Source organism: Sphingomonas sp. MA1305 (assembly GCF_016107325.1).
GTDB lineage: Bacteria > Pseudomonadota > Alphaproteobacteria > Sphingomonadales > Sphingomonadaceae > Sphingomonas.
The window spans coordinates 190,339-205,728 of sequence record NZ_RCVT01000001.1; the positions used below are offsets into that span (position 1 = coordinate 190,339).

Genomic DNA, 15,390 nt, shown 5'->3' on the forward strand with positions numbered 1-15,390 from the left:
CGGCTGGCTTGGCACTGTTTTTCCGCGCCCGCCCACTTATAAAGGTCGTCATGAAGATCCTGCCGGGCCGCCGCGCGAACCCTCCCGCACTTGCTGTCGAACCGCCGAAAAGCCCCTGGGGACAGGGCGATGATTCGTCCGGCAGCGGCCCGCGCAATCCCTGGGCGGTGCCGCCCGGCGGCCGCAAGGCGGGGCAGCGGCCGACGGCGCTCGACGAATTCCTGAAGAAGGCGCGGGGCGGCGGCGACGGCGGACCGGGCGGTGGCGGCTTCGGCGGACTGCCCGGCGGCGCCAATGCGCGGGCGCTGTGGCTGATCGGCGCCGGCATCATCCTGCTGGTCTGGGTCCTGTGGACGTCGATCCATCCGATCGCGCCGCAGGAGCGGGGGGTGGTCACCCGCTTCGGCCGCTATTCGGAGACGCTGGCGCCGGGCATCGCACTGACGCTGCCCGCCCCGATCGCCAACGTCGTCAAGGTCGACGTGCAGAACATCCGCGTCGAGGATTTTCCCGAGGGCGGCGGCGAAAATCTGATGCTGACGCGCGATCAGAACATCATCGATCTGGCCTATTCGGTGCGCTGGACGATCGCCAATCCGGAAGATTACGTCTTCCAGATCGACAAGCCGCGCGAAACCGTCCGGGCCACCGCCGAAAGCGCGATGCGCGAGGTGGTCGCCAATGTCTCGCTCGACGAGGCGCTGGGGCCGGGGCGCCCGATCATCGAGGCGCAGGTGCAGGAGCGGATGCAGAAGATCCTCGACGATTATAAGGCGGGCATCCGCATCGCCGGCGTCGGCATCAAGCAGGCCGATCCGCCCGCCCGCGTCAACGATGCGTTCAAGGACGTCACCGCCGCCCAGCAGGATGCGCAGGGCGCGCGCAATCAGGCGCAATCCTATGCCAAGCAGATCGTCGCCCAGGCGGAAGGCGAGGCCGCGCAGTTCGACAAGGTCTACGAACAATATCGCCTGGCGCCCGAAGTGACGCGCCGCCGCATGTATTACGAAACGATGGAAGCCGTGCTCGCCAAATCCGACAAGACGATCGTCGAGACGCCGGGCGTCGTGCCGTACCTGCCGCTGTCGCAGGGCCGCAAACTGCCCGAGGCCAATGGCGAAGCCCCCGCGACCACCGTCCAGGCCGCGCCTGCCCAGGGAGGTAGCCAGTGAGCAATCTGTGGAAGAACCCGGTCACGCTCGGCCTCGCCGCGCTCGTCGCGGTAATCCTGCTCGCCGCGACGATCACCATCGTGCCGGAAACGCAGCAGGTCGTCGTGTTGCGCTTCGAACAGCCGGTGCGCACCGTCAACGCCTGGCGCCAGGGCGAGACCTTCGGCCGCACCGGCGCCGGGCTGATCGCGCGCATCCCGTTCGTCGACCGGCTGGTCTGGCTGAACAAGCGTATCCTCGACGTCGACTATGACAATCAGCAGGTGCTGTCGTCCGACCAGCTGCGGCTCGAGGTCGATGCCTTCGCGCGCTTCCGCATCGTCGATCCGCTAAAGGCGGTGAACGCGACGGGCAGCACCTCGTCGACCGAGACGCGGATCACCGACGCGCTGCGCCCGCTGCTCGGCAGCTCGATCCGCAACGAACTCGGCAACCAGCCGTTCGCGACGCTGCTATCTCCGGAACGCGACCAGGTGATGGACAATATCCAGTCGCGGTTGCAGCGGCTCGCCAGCCAATATGGCGTGCAGATCGTCGACGTGCGGATCAAGCACGCCGACCTGCCCGACGGTAGCCCGCTCGACCGCGCGCTGGCGCGGATGCGCACCGCGCGCGAGCAGCAGGCGACGACGATCCGGGCGCAGGGCAACAAGGACGCGCAGATCATCCGCGCCGAGGCGGACGCCCAGGCGGCGCGCATCTATGCGCAAAGCTTCACCAAGGACGCCGACTTCTACGACTTCTACCGCGCGATGCAGTCGTACCGCCGGACCTTCGGCGCCGCCGGCAACGGCCAGACCCCGGAAGGATCGACGTCGATCATCCTGTCGCCGAACAACAGCTATCTGCGCGAATTCGAAGGGCGCGGGCGCTGAAGGTTATCCACTTGCCTGGATGCGGTGCCCGCCCGCTGCCCCACCCGCCCGCCCATCTAGGGGACGGTGTGGGCGGCCGGGTGGGGGACCGGGCCGGCGCGGCCCTTGATCGCGACGCGGGGACCCTCCACCTGTCGCGCGCGTTAATATTCAAGCGACGTTCAGCCGATTTGGTCCACTAAGGCACCATCCCGACGGGACCAATCCAAGAAGAGGACCCAAGTCTAGTGCGCAACGCCTACGCCATCACCAGTGCGCTTCTCCTCGGCGGCGCGGCCGCCACGCTGGCACTCCAGCCCTCCACCGCGCAAGTCGCGCAGAACGAGCCGGGTGCGATCCAGGCGACGGCGCCGCGGGCCGGCGCGCCGATGAGCTTCGCCGACATGGTGGCCAAGCTGCAGCCCGCCGTGGTCAACATCTCGACCAAGCAGACCATCGTCCAGCGCCAGCAGGCCAATCCGTTCCAGGGCACGCCGTTCGGCGATCTGTTCGGCTTCGGTCAGGGCGGCGGCAATGGCGCGCCGGTGAAGCGCGAGGGCGCCTCGCTCGGATCGGGCTTCCTGATCTCCGCCGACGGCTATGTCGTGACCAACAATCACGTCATCTCGCCGGGCGCGCAGGGGGCGACGGTGGATTCGATCACCGTCACGCTCAACAACCGCAAGGAATATACCGCGCGCGTCATCGGCAAGGACCAGGATTCGGACCTCGCCCTGCTCAAGATCGACGCGACCGGCCTGCCGTTCGTCAAGTGGGGCGATTCGAGCCGCGCGCGTGTCGGCGACTGGGTGCTCGCGATCGGCGAGCCCTTCGGTCTTGGCGGCACGGTCACCGCCGGCATCATCTCCGCGATCAACCGCGTCACCGGTCAGCCGGGCGCCTACGACCGCTTCATCCAGACCGATGCGGCGATCAACCAGGGCAACTCCGGCGGCCCGATGTTCGACATGAACGGCAATGTGATCGGCATCAACTCGCAGATCTTCAGCCAGTCCGGCGGCAACATCGGCATCGGCTTCGCCATCCCGGCCGAGACCGCCAAGCCGATCATCGAGACGTTCAAGACCGGCGGCAAGATCATCCGCGGCTATATCGGCGTGTCGATTGGCGGCGGCGTTGACGATGATGCGGCCGCGGCGCTCGGCATTCCGAAGAATCAGGGTGAGTTGATCGCCCGCGTCGAGCCGAACGGTCCGGCTGCTAAGGGCGGCCTGCGCGCCGGTGACGTCGTCACCGCGATCAACGGCCAGCAGGTCAATCCCGATGCGACCTTGACGCGCCTCGTCTCGAACCTGCAGCCCGGCACGACGGCACGCTTCGACATCCTCCGCGGCGGACAGCGTCAGACGATCAACATCCAGGTCGTCACCCGGCCTTCGAACGACCAGCTGAAGGCCCTGATCAATGGTGGCGACGACTCCGGCGGCTTCGGCCCCGGCGATCAGCAGCAGGACGACGGCTCGGACGATGACGGCACCGGCGCAGGCACGACCCAGGGGTCGTCGGCACCGCTCGGTCTCAACGTCCAGCCGCTGACGCCGGGCATCGCCCGTGCGATCGGCGTCGATCCGACGGTGCAGGGCGTGGTGATCGCAACGGTCGATTCGTCGAGCGATGCGTCGGGCAAGCTGCGTCGGGGCGACGTCGTCCAGGCGATCAACGGTACGCCGGTGCGGACCGCCGCTGACGTCGCGCGCCTCGTTGCGCAGGCGAAGGCGGCGGGCCGTCCGTCGGTGCTGGCGCTGGTCCAGCGCGGCCGCGGCAACCCGGCCTTCATCCCGCTGAAGATCGGCAAGTAACGTCGTTCCGCCCTCACCCGCGCCGCCGGCGCAGGGTGAGGGCAGGGACCTCTTCTCTTTACCGGCAGCCTCGCTATCACCCTCTCACCACATAGCGGGAGCGGCAGCATGGCGGACGGCATCTTCATCGGCGCGGGCGAGGGTGGGGCGAACCCGCAGTGCCTCGACCTGAAACGCGCCAACCGCCACGGCCTGATCGCCGGCGCCACCGGCACCGGCAAGACGGTGACGTTGCAGGGCATCATCGAGGGCTTCTCCAAGGTCGGCGTGCCGAGCTTCGTCGCCGACGTGAAGGGCGACCTGTCCGGCCTCGCCATGGCCGGCTCGCCCGCCGCCAAGACGCACGCCAGCTTCGCCGCCCGCGCGCAGGAGATCGGCGACGCCGACTGGTCCTACGCCGACAATCCGGTGCAATTCTGGGACCTGTACGGCGAACAGGGTCACCCGATCCGCACCACCGTCAGCGAGATGGGCCCGCTGCTGCTCGCCCGGCTGATGGACCTGAACGACGTGCAGGAAGGCGTGCTGACCATCGCCTTCCACGTCGCCGATACCGAGGGGCTGCTGCTTATCGACCTCGACGACCTGCAGGCGATGCTCAGCCATTGCGCCGAACGCGCCGACGAGCTGACCACCACCTACGGCAACGTCTCCAAGCAGTCGATCGGCGCCATCCAGCGCGCGCTGCTCCAGCTGCGCAGCCAGGGCGGCGACAAGTTCTTCGGCGAACCGGCGCTCGACCTCGCCGATTTCCTGACCAGCGACGATCGCGGCCGCGGCATCGTCAATGTCCTCGCCGCCGACAAATTGATGGCTGCGCCGAAGCTCTATGCGACCTTCCTGCTCTGGCTGATGAGCGAGCTGTTCGAGCATCTTCCCGAGGTCGGCGACCCCGACAAGCCGACGATGGTCTTCTTCTTCGACGAGGCGCATCTGTTGTTCGACAATGCGCCCGACGCGCTGCTCGACAAGATCGAGCAGGTCGTGCGGCTGATCCGGTCGAAGGGCGTCGGCATCTATTTCATCACCCAGAACCCGATCGACGTGCCCGACAAGGTCGCGGGCCAGCTCGGCAACCGCGTCCAGCATGCGTTGCGCGCCTTCACGCCGCGCGATCAGGCGGCGGTGCGTGCCGCGGCGGAGACGTTCCGCGCCAATCCCGGCGTCGACGTCGCCACCGCGATCACCGAGCTGAAGGTCGGCGAGGCGCTGGTGTCGCTGCTCCAGCCCGACGGCGCGCCGTCGCCGGTGACGCGCACGCTGATCAAGCCGCCGGCCAGCCGCGTCGGTCCCGTCACCCCCGACGAGCGCCGCGTGCTGATCCAGACCGACGCGATCGGCGCCAAATACGACACGGTCGTCGACCGCGAATCGGCGGAGGAGATCCTCGCCGCCAAGACACAGGAGGCCGCGGCGGCCGTCGCCGCCGCGCGGGCGAAGGACGATGCCGACAAGGCCGCCGCGCTGCAGGCCAAGGCGGATGCCCAGGCCGCCAAGGACGCTGCCCGCGCCGCGGCGGCGCAGGACAAGGCCGAGGCGCAGGCGCGCCGCGAGGCGGCCAATTCCCCCTGGGCGAAGGCGATGACCTCGGCCACCCGCGCCGCCTCCAGCTCGATCGGTCGCCAGGTCGCCAAGGAGATCGGCAAGCAGGTGTTCGGCACCGGCCGCGGCCGCAGCAGTGGCGGCGGGCTGGTCGGCACCGTGCTGCGCAGCGTGCTCGGCAATCTGACGCGGGGATAATGGTCCGGGCTGGCTGGCGCGCGCGCCGGCTGGGCCGTGACATTCGGCGCGGCACGGCGCAAAACGGCGGCGTCCCATCATCAGGAGCCGTCCCATGAGCCTCGACACCCTCGATACCGCCGACTGGACCGCCGCGGGCGAGGCCGAGCTCGACGCCGTCGTCGCGCTGCGCCGGGCGATCCACGCCGAGCCGGAGGTCGGGTTGCATTGCCCGCTGACCACCGCGAAGGCGAAGGCCGCGCTCGCCGGCCTGCCGCTGGAGATCCACGACAGCCGCTCGACCACCGGCTTCATCGCCATCCTGCGCGGCCAGCGCGGTGACAACGGCCGCACCGTCCTGCTGCGCGGCGACATGGACGCGCTGCCGATGCAGGAGGAGACGGGCCTGCCCTTCGCCAGCACGCTCGCCGGCCGCATGCACGCCTGCGGCCACGATGCGCATACTGCGATGCTGGTCGGCGCCGCCCGCGCGCTGGCGGCACGGCGCGACCAGCTGCCCGGCACCGTGGTGTTCATGTTCCAGCCCGGCGAGGAGGGGCATCACGGCGCCCGCTTCATGATCGACGATGGCCTGCTCGCCACCGCCTCCCCCGACGCCGCCTTCGCGCTCCACGTCTCGCCGAACGCCCCGGCCGGGCTGGTGGTGACCCGCGGCGGTCCCATTATGGCGTCGGCCGACACCGTCCATATAGTCGTCCGTGGTCGCGGCGGCCATGCCGCCATGCCGCACGACTGCCTCGATCCGGTCCCCGTCGCCTGCGAGATCGTGCTCGCCTTGCAGACCTTTATCGCCCGCCAGATCGCGGTCACCGATCCGGCCGTGCTGTCGATCACCAAGATCGAGGGCGGCAGCGCACACAACGTCATCCCGGGCGAGGTGCGGCTGCTCGGCACGCTGCGTACCCTGTCAGAGACAACGCGCAGCACGATGCAGGATGCGCTGCAACGGATCGCCACCCATATCGCGGCGGCCCATGGCGCCGAAGCGGAGGCCTGGGTCGACACCGGCTATCCGGTGACCGTCAACGATCCGCGCGGTGCTGCGCTGATCGAGCGTTGCGCGCGCGATCTTGATGCACAGGGCTTTGCGGAGATGCCGCAGCCGATGATGGGCGCCGAGGATTTTTCCTACGTGCTGCAAGCGGTGCCCGGCGCCTTCGCTTTCGTCGGCTTCGCACCTACGGGCAGCGACCCGGCGACCAATCCGCCGCTGCACAATACGCGGATGCAGATCGAGGAAGCGGTGATGGCGAAGGGCGTCGCCATGCACTGCGCGATGGCGACGCGCTTCCTGGAAGGCGGGTTCGACTGAGCTTTTCGGCGCGGCAGGGCGTCACGGGTATTAATCCTGTGACGTCGAAGCCCGGCATGCCGGGCCCGGCCAGCCTCGCCCATGTGGGGCCTAGCCTGCGCTGGAGCCGATCGCCATTCGGCATGGCAGGCCATGGTTCGTTATCCCCGCGGAAGCGGGGATCCAGAACCCTCGACGTCACGGCTCGACAAGCAGCCTCCGCGCATCTGGATTCCCGCCTTCGCGGGAATGACGGCAGGGCGTTTCCAAAGCCTGCGATGCTGGATGTCGATCGGACCTAGGCCTGGCCAGGCCGCGGCTTGATCAGGCCGATCTCCACCAGTCGCTCGTGCAGATAGTCGTGCGCGGTGATCGGCGTCGGGTAGCGATTCGGATTCTCCGCGGTGATCGTCTGCGGCAGCGTTTCGATCAGGAAGTCCGGCGCCGGGTGCAGGAAGAAGGGCATCGAATAGCGCGAGTGGCCGCGCCGCTCCGGCGCCGGATTGACCACCCGGTGCGTCGTCGACGGCAATACATGGTTGGTCAGTCGTTGCAGCATGTCGCCGACGTTGACCACCATCGCGCCCGATGGCGGCTTGATCGCCAGCCATCGACCGGAATGCCGGTCGAGCAGTTCCAGCCCGGCTTCTTCCGCGCCGAGCAGCAGCGTGATCAGGTTGATGTCCTCGTGCGCTCCGGCGCGCACACCCTCGGCATTGACCGGGATCGGCGGATAGTGGAGCAGGCGCAGCACCGAATTGCCGTCGGTCACCGCCCGATCGAACCAGTTCTTGTCCAGCCCGAGGTGGAGCGCGATCGCCGACAGCAACCGGTCGCCGGCGCGATCGAAGGCGGCGAACAATTCGACGAACGTGTCCTTGAATCCTTCCGGGCGGGTCGGCCAGACGTTGGGCGCCATCTGTCCGGCGAAGCGATGCCCCTCCGGCAATTCCCGGCCGACGTGCCAGAATTCCTTGAGGTCGACGTGCTTGGCGTCCTTGGCGATTTCCGTCTTGAACGGCGTATAGCCGCGCGCACCGCCGCCGCCCTCGACGAAATACCGGCGCTTCTCGTCCTCGGGCAGCGCGAACAGCGCTTCGGTCTCCGCCCAGGCGCGATCGATCAGATCCTGCGGCACGCCATGGTCGGCGACGATGGCGAAGCCGAACCGCTCGAACGAGCCGCCGAACGCGGCGGCAAAGGCCTGCGGATCACGCTCCAGTTCGGCGAGGCTGAGAACGGGCACGTCGGCGGTCGATGGGGCGGCGGGCGTATCGAGCATGGTCGTCAAATCCGTTTGTTATCGCACGGATATAGACACGCCGAACGCCCGCGTCATGCCCCTGCGACGGTGATTCGACGGGCCGGACCGCGCGGCTGCCTGGCGTTCCGGCACCTCACAAAACCGCCGAACTGGGACAGGCGACGTGCCATTGTATAACGTTTCGCCGCGCCGCTCTGCCGTTTTGCCGCGCCATGCCGGGCGACGGGCTTGTGGCGTCGCGGTGATTGTGACCACAGACTGTGCGTCTGACGCGGGTGGGGCTGCGTGGCACGACGATCACCGATGCCGGGTCCGGTCAGGGCGGACGCGGCGCTTCTGCCTGGGGTCCGATGAACAAGTTTGCCCGTTCCGCCGTCGCTTTGGGTGCGCGCGCCCGCTCCTTCTTCATCACGCGCGATGTGATGTTCCACGATGGCCGCGCGCTGCGCCGCTTCAGCGTTTCCGGCCGGACGCAGGCGGTGATCGCCGCATTCGGTGCGATGACGGTCAGCCTGTCGGGCTATGGCGCCGCCCACGCCGCCTATCGCACCGCGACGGTGACCGGGGTCGTGACGCCGACTCCGGCCGGCCAGAAGATGGAGCAGATGCAGCGCCAGATCGGCGCGATGAAGGCGCAGGTCACGACCATCCAGCATCTTGCCCAGGAACATGCGCAGCGGGTCGAACAGCGCCAGGCGCTGCTCACCGCCGTGCTGACCGGCAAGGGTGACGAACAGAAGCTGGCGATGGCGACGCTGGCCGTCGAGCAGGCGCCGAACCGCACCGCCGCCGCCGTCGTCGATCCGCTGCTGAAGGTCGAGGCGCGCCAGGCGCAGCTTGCCGGGCTGGCGCAGAAGCTGGTCGACCGCAAGCTCGCCCAGACCAATGCGACGCTGCGCAAGCTGGGCGTCGCCAACCGCATTTCTACCAAGCCGGTCGCGATGGGCGGCCCGCTGATCGACGCCAACAGCGCCGAGGCACAGGCCGATCTGAAGGCCGACGCGCAGTTCCGCACCCTGTTCCAGAGCTGGAAGAAGCTCGACACGCTGCAGCAGGGCGCGATTGCGATCCCCTCGGTGCAGCCGGTCCAGCACCTGCAGTTCACCAGCAATTTCGGTATCCGTTCCGATCCGTTCCGCGGCACCGCCGCGATGCATGCCGGGGTCGACATTCCCGGCCCGGTCGGCACGCCGATCTATGCCACTGCCGACGGCATCGTCGCCCATGCGGCGCGGCAGGGCGGCTATGGCAACATGGTCGAGATTAACCACGGCAAGGGCATCGCCACGCGCTACGGCCATCTGTCGAAAATCCTCGTCACCGACGGCAGCCGGGTGACCCGCGGCCAGTTGATCGCGCTGATGGGTTCGACCGGCCGCTCGACCGGCCCGCACCTCCATTATGAGGTCCGCATCGACGGTCATGCGGTCAACCCGGTGCCGTTCCTGACCACCGCCGACTATCTGCTCGCCGCGCAGGACCGTGCGGTGCATGTCGTGCCGGTCACCACCGACGGTCCCGCCGCGCAGGACTGAATTCGGCCACGAACGCGATCGGAACTGCGAACCAGGATTGGGCGGGGGCGAACCTCCGCCCTTTCTCATTCCGGCGGGCCGAACGTTGAAAACGCTGTCCTACATCCAGAGCCGGAGCTAGCGTGGCGACGCTCTTTCTCAACGTCGCGAAACGAAATGTCGTAGCCGCTATCGACGGCGCAACGTTCAGGCGACAAGAGTGTCAAGACTCGCGGGACCTACAGCCGCCCGTTGCCGCCCCGGGTCGAAGCGCCTATCTCCCGGCCATGGCCACGCTCGCTGCCGATATCGCCCTCACTCCCGCCGCTGCCGCCCGCGTCGCCGCGATCGCCGCGCGCCAGGGAAAGCCCGCCATCCTGCGCCTGTCGGTGGAGGGCGGCGGCTGTTCAGGGTTCCAGTATAGGTTCGGCCTCGCCGACGCGCCCGCCGGCGACGACACGGTTGCCACGACCGGTGATGCGACGCTGGTGGTCGACAGCATCAGCCTTGATCTCGTCCGCGGGGCGCAGGTCGACTATGTCGAATCGCTCGGCGGCGCCGCCTTCCGCGTCGAAAATCCAAACGCGGCCTCGGGATGCGGCTGCGGCTCCAGCTTCGCGGTCTGACGGGTGAAGCTCGTCACCTATAACGTCAACGGCATCAAGGCGCGGTTGCCGCGCCTGCTCGAATATCTCGACGAGCAGCAGCCGGACGTCGTCTGCCTGCAGGAACTCAAGACCACCGACGAGACCTTCCCCGCGCAGGAGGTGGCCGATGCCGGCTATGGCGCGATCTGGCACGGGCAGAAGGGGTTCAACGGCGTCGCCGTCCTCGCGCGCGGCCAGCAGCCGGTCGAGCGCCAGCGCGGCCTTGCCGGCGAGCCGGAGGACGAGCACAGCCGCTATCTCGAATGTGAGGTCGACGGTTTGGTCGTCGCCTCCATCTATCTGCCCAACGGCAATCCGCAGCCGGGGCCGAAGTTCGATTACAAGCTGCGCTGGATGGACCGGCTCGCCGCCCGCGCGCAGGCGCTACTCGACGAGGAAGTGCCGGCCGTGCTGATGGGCGACTATAACGTCATCCCCAACGACGACGACACCTTCTTCGTCCGCGCGATGGCCGACGACGCGCTGATGCAGCCGGAAAGCCGGCAGGCTTATCGCCGCCTGCTCGCGCAGGGCTGGACCGACGCGCTGCGTACCCGCCAGCCCAAGGGCGGGGTGTGGACCTTCTGGGACTATCAGGCCGGCGCCTGGCAGCGCGACGCGGGGTTCCGCATCGACCATTTGCTGCTCAGCCCGATGACCGCCGACCGGCTGCTCGATGCCGGTGTCGACAAGGCATATCGCGGTCGCGAGAAGGCGAGCGACCACGCCCCGACCTGGGTGCGGTTGAAATAGCCTCCGTGCTCCTGCGGACGCAGGGGCGCAGGTTCGCGCACGACACCGTATGTGGCTCTGGGCTCCTGCGTTCGCAGGAACACACGGGCAGAAGACGGCAGAGGTACTCACAACCGTCATCCCCGCGGAGGCGGGGATGACGACAATGGGTCGGGTGAGCGTCAGAGTGCCGCGCAATACGCCGCCAGCCCCCGCTCCAGATCGGCGATCAGGTCCGCCGGGTCTTCCAGGCCGATCTGCAACCGCACCACCGGCCCCGGAAAGTCCCGCCGCGCCACGCTGCGGATGCGGCCCACGTCGACCGGTGTCGCCAAACTCTCGAAGCCGCCCCAGCTATAGCCGATGCCGAACAGGTCGAGCGTGTCGATCAACGCCGCCCGCGCCGCCTCGCCGCCCTCGCGCAGCACGAAGGCGAACAGGCCGCTCGATCCCTTGAAGTCGCGCCGCCACACGTCGTGGCCGGGACAGGAGGGCAGGGCCGGGTGCAGCACCTCCGCCACCTCCGGCCGGTCGGCCAGCCAGTGGGCGATCTGCAACGCGGACTGCTGATGCTGCGCCAGCCGCACCGCCATGGTGCGCAGGCCGCGGCTGCCCAGCCAGGCATCGTCGGGACTGGTCACCTGGCCGAGCTGGTGGCTGACGTCGCGCAGGGCGGCGAATCGGCCCTGCGCCGCGGTCACCGAACCCATCATCACGTCGGAATGGCCGACGACATATTTGGTCGCGGCCAGGATCGTATAGTCGATGCCCTTCTCGATCGCCGGGAAGAACAAGGGAGTCGCCCAGGTATTGTCGAGCAGCGTCGCGACCCCCCGTGCCTTGGCGGCGGCGACGATCGCCGGCACGTCCTGCACCTCGAAGGTCAGGCTGCCCGGGCTCTCGAGGAAGATCGCGCGGGTCCGCTCGCCGATCAGGTCCGCGATGCCGGCGCCGATCAACGGGTCGTAGAAGCGCGTCGTGATTCCGAAGCGCTTGAGGAAGCCGTTGGCGAGGCTGCGCGTCGGTTCATAGGCGCTGTCGACCAGCAGCAGTTCGTCACCCGGCGACAGCACCGCGAGCAGGGCCGCCGCCACTGCCGCGACGCCGGAGGGGTAGAGGAAGGTCGCCTCTGCCCCCGGCTCCAGGCTGGTCAGCGCATCGGCGAGGCTCCATTGCGTCGGCGTGCCGCGCCGGCCGTAATAGAGCCGGTGATGCGTGTCGCGCCCCGCCATGGCGCGCAGATCCGCCATCGAATCGTAGAGGATCGTCGAGGCGCGCCACACCGGCGGGTTGACGATACCCTGGGTCCATTCGGTCCGGCGCCCGGCCTGGACGACGCGCGTGGCATCGCCGGCCGGGCGGTTGTTGTTGTCGTCGTCCGTCAAGGTCTCAAGCGGCTCCCATCGCTTTTGGGGTGGACCGGTCGGCGCCCCATTCCGACCAGCTGCCATCATAGATCGGCATGTCGCGGCCGAGCAGATGCGCGCCGAAGGCGAGCACCGCGGCGGTGATCCCGGACCCGCAGGTCGCGACCATGGGTCGGTCGAGATCGACGCCGGCGTCCTCGAAGGCGCGGCGCAGCGCCTCGCCCTGCTTCCACGTGCCGTCGGCGTTGAACAGCTGCCCCTGCGGCAGATTCTTCGAACCGGGAATGTGCCCGGCATGGGTCGCGGGGCGCGGATCCGGCTCCTCGCCGGTGAAGCGCGCGGCGGAGCGGGCATCGACCACCTGCTCGGCGCCGCTGTCGACGTTTGCCTTCATCTGGTCGAGCGTGCGCACCGGCTTGCTGTCCGCCCAGACGGTGAAGTGGCGATGGCGCTGTGTCTCCTTGCCGGTGGCGACCTCGCGCCCCTCCGCTTGCCATTTGGCGATGCCGCCGTCGAGGATCGCGACGTCGTGCGCGCCGAAGGTGCGCAACATCCACCACGCCCGCGCTGCCGTATGGTGCGGCGAATTGTCGTAGAGGACGATGCGGCTGCCATCGCCCAGCCCCAGGCTCTGCATGCGGCTGGCGAACTTTTCCGCGCTCGGCAGCATCATCGGCAGGTCGCTGTCGGTGTCGCGCAGCTCGCCGAGGTTCATGAACACGGCGCCGGGGATGTGCGCGGCCTCATATTCCGCCGCCGCGTCACGCGGCGCTTCTCCGGGAAAATTGGCGAAATAGGTCGCGTCGACGATGCGAAGGTCGCTCGCCCCCATTTCGTCGGCCAGCCATTGCGTGGTCACCAGCGCGTCCATTGCTCTCTCCATCATCAGCGTCGGGCAAAACGCCTGGGGAGGAGGCCCGCACGATGCTAGTAACCCGCGTCGCCGCTCGCGTCGAGAGTGGTCAGAATGCGTGCGGCCTGTTCGCGCGTCGCCGCGCGTGCCGTGTCTGACATGCGGTGCCAGGTGCGATACGGCATCCGCATGCGCGGATTGTCGCCGAGCCTGTCCTCGTGCCGGGCGATGAAATCCCAGTAGAGCGCGTTGAACGGGCAGGCATTCTCACCGACGCGTTGTTTGACGTCATAGCGGCAATGACCGCAGTAATCCGACATGCGGTCGATATAGGCACCTGAAGAGACATAGGGTTTGGTGCCGACCAGGCCGCCGTCGCCGAACTGGCTCATACCCAGCGTATTGGGCAGCTCGACCCATTCATAGGCGTCGAGATAGACCTCCAGATACCAGCGGTGCACCGCCGCTGGATCGGCGCCGATCAGCAAGGCGAAGTTGCCGGTCACCATCAGTCGCTGGATATGGTGGGCATGCGCGGTGGCCAGCGTCTGGCCGATTGCTTCCTTCAGGCAGTGCATGTCCGTGTCGCCGGTCCAGTACCAGCCGGGGAGGGCGCGCCGATGGTCGAGGAAGTTGCGCTCGACATAGTCCGGCCCCTCGCGCCAATAGATGCCGCGCATGAATTCGCGCCAGCCGATGATCTGGCGGATATAGCCCTCGACCGCGTTGAGCGGCGCCCGGCCCGCGCGATATTCCGCCTCTGCGCGGCGGCACAGATCGAGCGGATCGAGCAGGCCGGAATTGATGTAGGGCGACAGAATCGAATGCCACAAATGGCGTTCGCCGGTTAGCATCGCGTCCTCGTAATCGCCGAAGCCGGCGAGCGCCTGGACGAAGAAATGGTCCGCCTGCGCCTGCGCATCGGCCGCCGTGACGCCCCAGGCGAAGCCATCCAAATGGCCGGGATGATTGCCGAAGCGGCGCGCGACCAGATCGATCACCTCGCGCGTCACGGCGTCGGGCGCGAATGCCAGCGCCTTCGGCACGAACAGCCCACCGGACGCCGGCTTGCGATTGTCCTTGTCGAAATTCCAGCGTTCGCCGACCGGCTTGCCGCCGTCCATCAGCAGCCCGGTCCTGCGGCGCATTTCGCGATAGAAATATTCCATCGTGAGCTGGCTGCGCCCGTCGGCCCAGTGGTCGAATTCGGCATGACTGCACAGGAAGCGGTCGTCCGCGCGGATGTCGACGGGCAGGCCGAACATCGTCTGCCAGCTGTCGAGCATCGCCGCGACCCGCCATTCGCCGGCCTCTGTAACGACGATGCGGTCGGGCTGGTGACGGGCGATCGCGCGGGCCAGTTCGCCAGTGAAGCTGCCGGCATTGTCAGGATCGTCGAGCCGGACATAGTCGACGGTCCAACCGGCCTCGCGCAGCGCCTCGCCATGATGGCGCATCGCCGACAGGATATAGACGAGCTTCTGCTGGTGATGGCGGACATAGCCCGTCTCCTCCGCCACCTCGACCATCAGCACGACCGTGTCGGCTGGATCGGCGTCGCGCAGCGACGACAGGGTGGGCGTCAATTGGTCGCCGAGCACCGGCACCAGCGTTTTCATCGCGCCACGAAGCTCCTACATGCGCGGCCATGACCCCAAAGCATCTTGGCCAGACGAGCCACCTGCCCGCCTCTCCGGAAGAGGCTATCCTGGATTATGTTCCGAATCCGCGCGTCGGGACGCTCTATGCGGTGCGGTTCGTGGCGCCCGAATTCACCTCGCTGTGCCCGGTCACCGGCCAGCCGGACTTCGCGCATCTGGTGATCGACTATGCGCCCGGCCACACGATCGTCGAATCCAAGTCGCTCAAGCTGTTCCTCGGCGCGTTCCGCAACCATGCCGCCTTTCACGAGGATTGCACCGTCGGCATCGGCCAGCGCCTTTTCGACGAGATGAAACCGACGTGGCTGCGTATCGGCGGATATTGGTATCCGCGCGGCGGCATCCCGATCGACGTCTTCTGGCAGAGCGGTGCGCCGCCAGCAGGTCTTTGGCTACCCGACCAAGGTGTTGCGCCCTATCGTGGAAGGGGTTGATTTAACTAGGTAAAGTCCATTTTCCGCAGTGCAGCGCGAAT

13 protein-coding genes are annotated in these 15,390 nt (G+C 68.0%); 9 read left to right on the forward strand and 4 right to left on the reverse strand.

The window, feature by feature from the left end; genetic code table 11:
• Window positions 1-50 precede the first annotated feature (50 nt).
• The 5 genes from hflK (at window position 51) to D9601_RS00915 (ending at window position 6,898) form a co-directional block, all read left to right on the forward strand.
• Window positions 51-1,172 carry an FtsH protease activity modulator HflK gene (gene hflK, locus D9601_RS00895; RefSeq protein ID WP_198352062.1) on the forward strand — a complete coding sequence of 374 codons (1,122 nt, stop codon included), beginning with the start codon at window positions 51-53 and terminating at the stop codon, window positions 1,170-1,172.
• Window positions 1,169-2,047 carry a protease modulator HflC gene (gene hflC / locus D9601_RS00900; RefSeq protein WP_198352063.1) on the forward strand — a complete coding sequence of 293 codons (879 nt, stop codon included), beginning with the start codon at window positions 1,169-1,171 and terminating at the stop codon, window positions 2,045-2,047. Before hflK ends, hflC begins: the two co-directional genes overlap by 4 nt.
• 227 nt (window positions 2,048-2,274) lie before the next feature.
• Window positions 2,275-3,846 carry a Do family serine endopeptidase gene (locus D9601_RS00905; RefSeq protein ID WP_198352064.1) on the forward strand — a complete coding sequence of 524 codons (1,572 nt, stop codon included), beginning with the start codon at window positions 2,275-2,277 and terminating at the stop codon, window positions 3,844-3,846.
• A 108-nt stretch (window positions 3,847-3,954) separates the two neighbouring features.
• A complete protein-coding gene (locus D9601_RS00910) occupies window positions 3,955-5,586 on the forward strand; it encodes a helicase HerA-like domain-containing protein (RefSeq protein WP_198352065.1) in 1,632 nt (543 codons plus the stop codon).
• 94 nt (window positions 5,587-5,680) lie between these two features.
• On the forward strand, window positions 5,681-6,898 hold the full coding sequence (locus D9601_RS00915) for a M20 metallopeptidase family protein (RefSeq protein ID WP_198352066.1): 1,218 nt from the start codon (window positions 5,681-5,683) through the stop codon (window positions 6,896-6,898).
• Window positions 6,899-7,175: 277 nt separating this feature from the next.
• Here D9601_RS00915 and D9601_RS00920 read toward each other — a convergent pair whose 3' ends face one another.
• Window positions 7,176-8,159 (reverse strand): isopenicillin N synthase family dioxygenase, encoded by a 984-nt coding sequence (locus D9601_RS00920; protein ID WP_198353318.1) that lies wholly within the window; start codon window positions 8,157-8,159, stop codon window positions 7,176-7,178.
• A gap of 332 nt (window positions 8,160-8,491) precedes the next feature.
• On the opposite strand from D9601_RS00920, the gene D9601_RS00925 reads away from it, so the two are divergent.
• The 3 genes from D9601_RS00925 to xth all read left to right on the forward strand — a co-directional run bounded on the left by D9601_RS00925 (window position 8,492) and on the right by xth (window position 11,055).
• Window positions 8,492-9,676, forward strand: a complete 1,185-nt coding sequence (locus D9601_RS00925; RefSeq protein WP_198352067.1) for a M23 family metallopeptidase — start codon at window positions 8,492-8,494, stop codon at window positions 9,674-9,676.
• A 266-nt stretch (window positions 9,677-9,942) separates the two neighbouring features.
• Entirely contained in the window at window positions 9,943-10,281 is a 339-nt protein-coding gene (locus D9601_RS00930) for a HesB/IscA family protein (RefSeq protein ID WP_198352068.1), read from the forward strand.
• 3 nt (window positions 10,282-10,284) lie between these two features.
• Window positions 10,285-11,055, forward strand: a complete 771-nt coding sequence (gene xth / locus D9601_RS00935) for an exodeoxyribonuclease III (RefSeq protein WP_198352069.1) — start codon at window positions 10,285-10,287, stop codon at window positions 11,053-11,055.
• A 161-nt stretch (window positions 11,056-11,216) separates the two neighbouring features.
• On the opposite strand, the gene metC is transcribed toward xth, so the two are convergent.
• The 3 genes from metC to D9601_RS00950 are packed head-to-tail and all read right to left on the reverse strand — an operon-like array spanning window position 11,217 to window position 14,873.
• Window positions 11,217-12,419, reverse strand: coding sequence for a cystathionine beta-lyase (gene metC / locus D9601_RS00940; RefSeq protein WP_232473763.1), 1,203 nt, complete (start codon window positions 12,417-12,419; stop codon window positions 11,217-11,219).
• 4 nt (window positions 12,420-12,423) lie between these two features.
• Window positions 12,424-13,272: a 3-mercaptopyruvate sulfurtransferase gene (gene sseA, locus D9601_RS00945; protein WP_198352071.1), complete on the reverse strand. Its 849-nt coding sequence runs from the start codon at window positions 13,270-13,272 to the stop codon at window positions 12,424-12,426.
• 56 nt (window positions 13,273-13,328) lie between these two features.
• Entirely contained in the window at window positions 13,329-14,873 is a 1,545-nt protein-coding gene (locus D9601_RS00950) for a cryptochrome/photolyase family protein (RefSeq protein WP_198352072.1), read from the reverse strand.
• A 29-nt stretch (window positions 14,874-14,902) separates the two neighbouring features.
• Here D9601_RS00950 and queF point away from each other — a divergent pair, with 29 nt between their 5' ends.
• Window positions 14,903-15,349 carry a preQ(1) synthase gene (queF, locus tag D9601_RS00955; protein ID WP_198352073.1) on the forward strand — a complete coding sequence of 149 codons (447 nt, stop codon included), beginning with the start codon at window positions 14,903-14,905 and terminating at the stop codon, window positions 15,347-15,349.
• Window positions 15,350-15,390 lie beyond the last annotated feature (41 nt).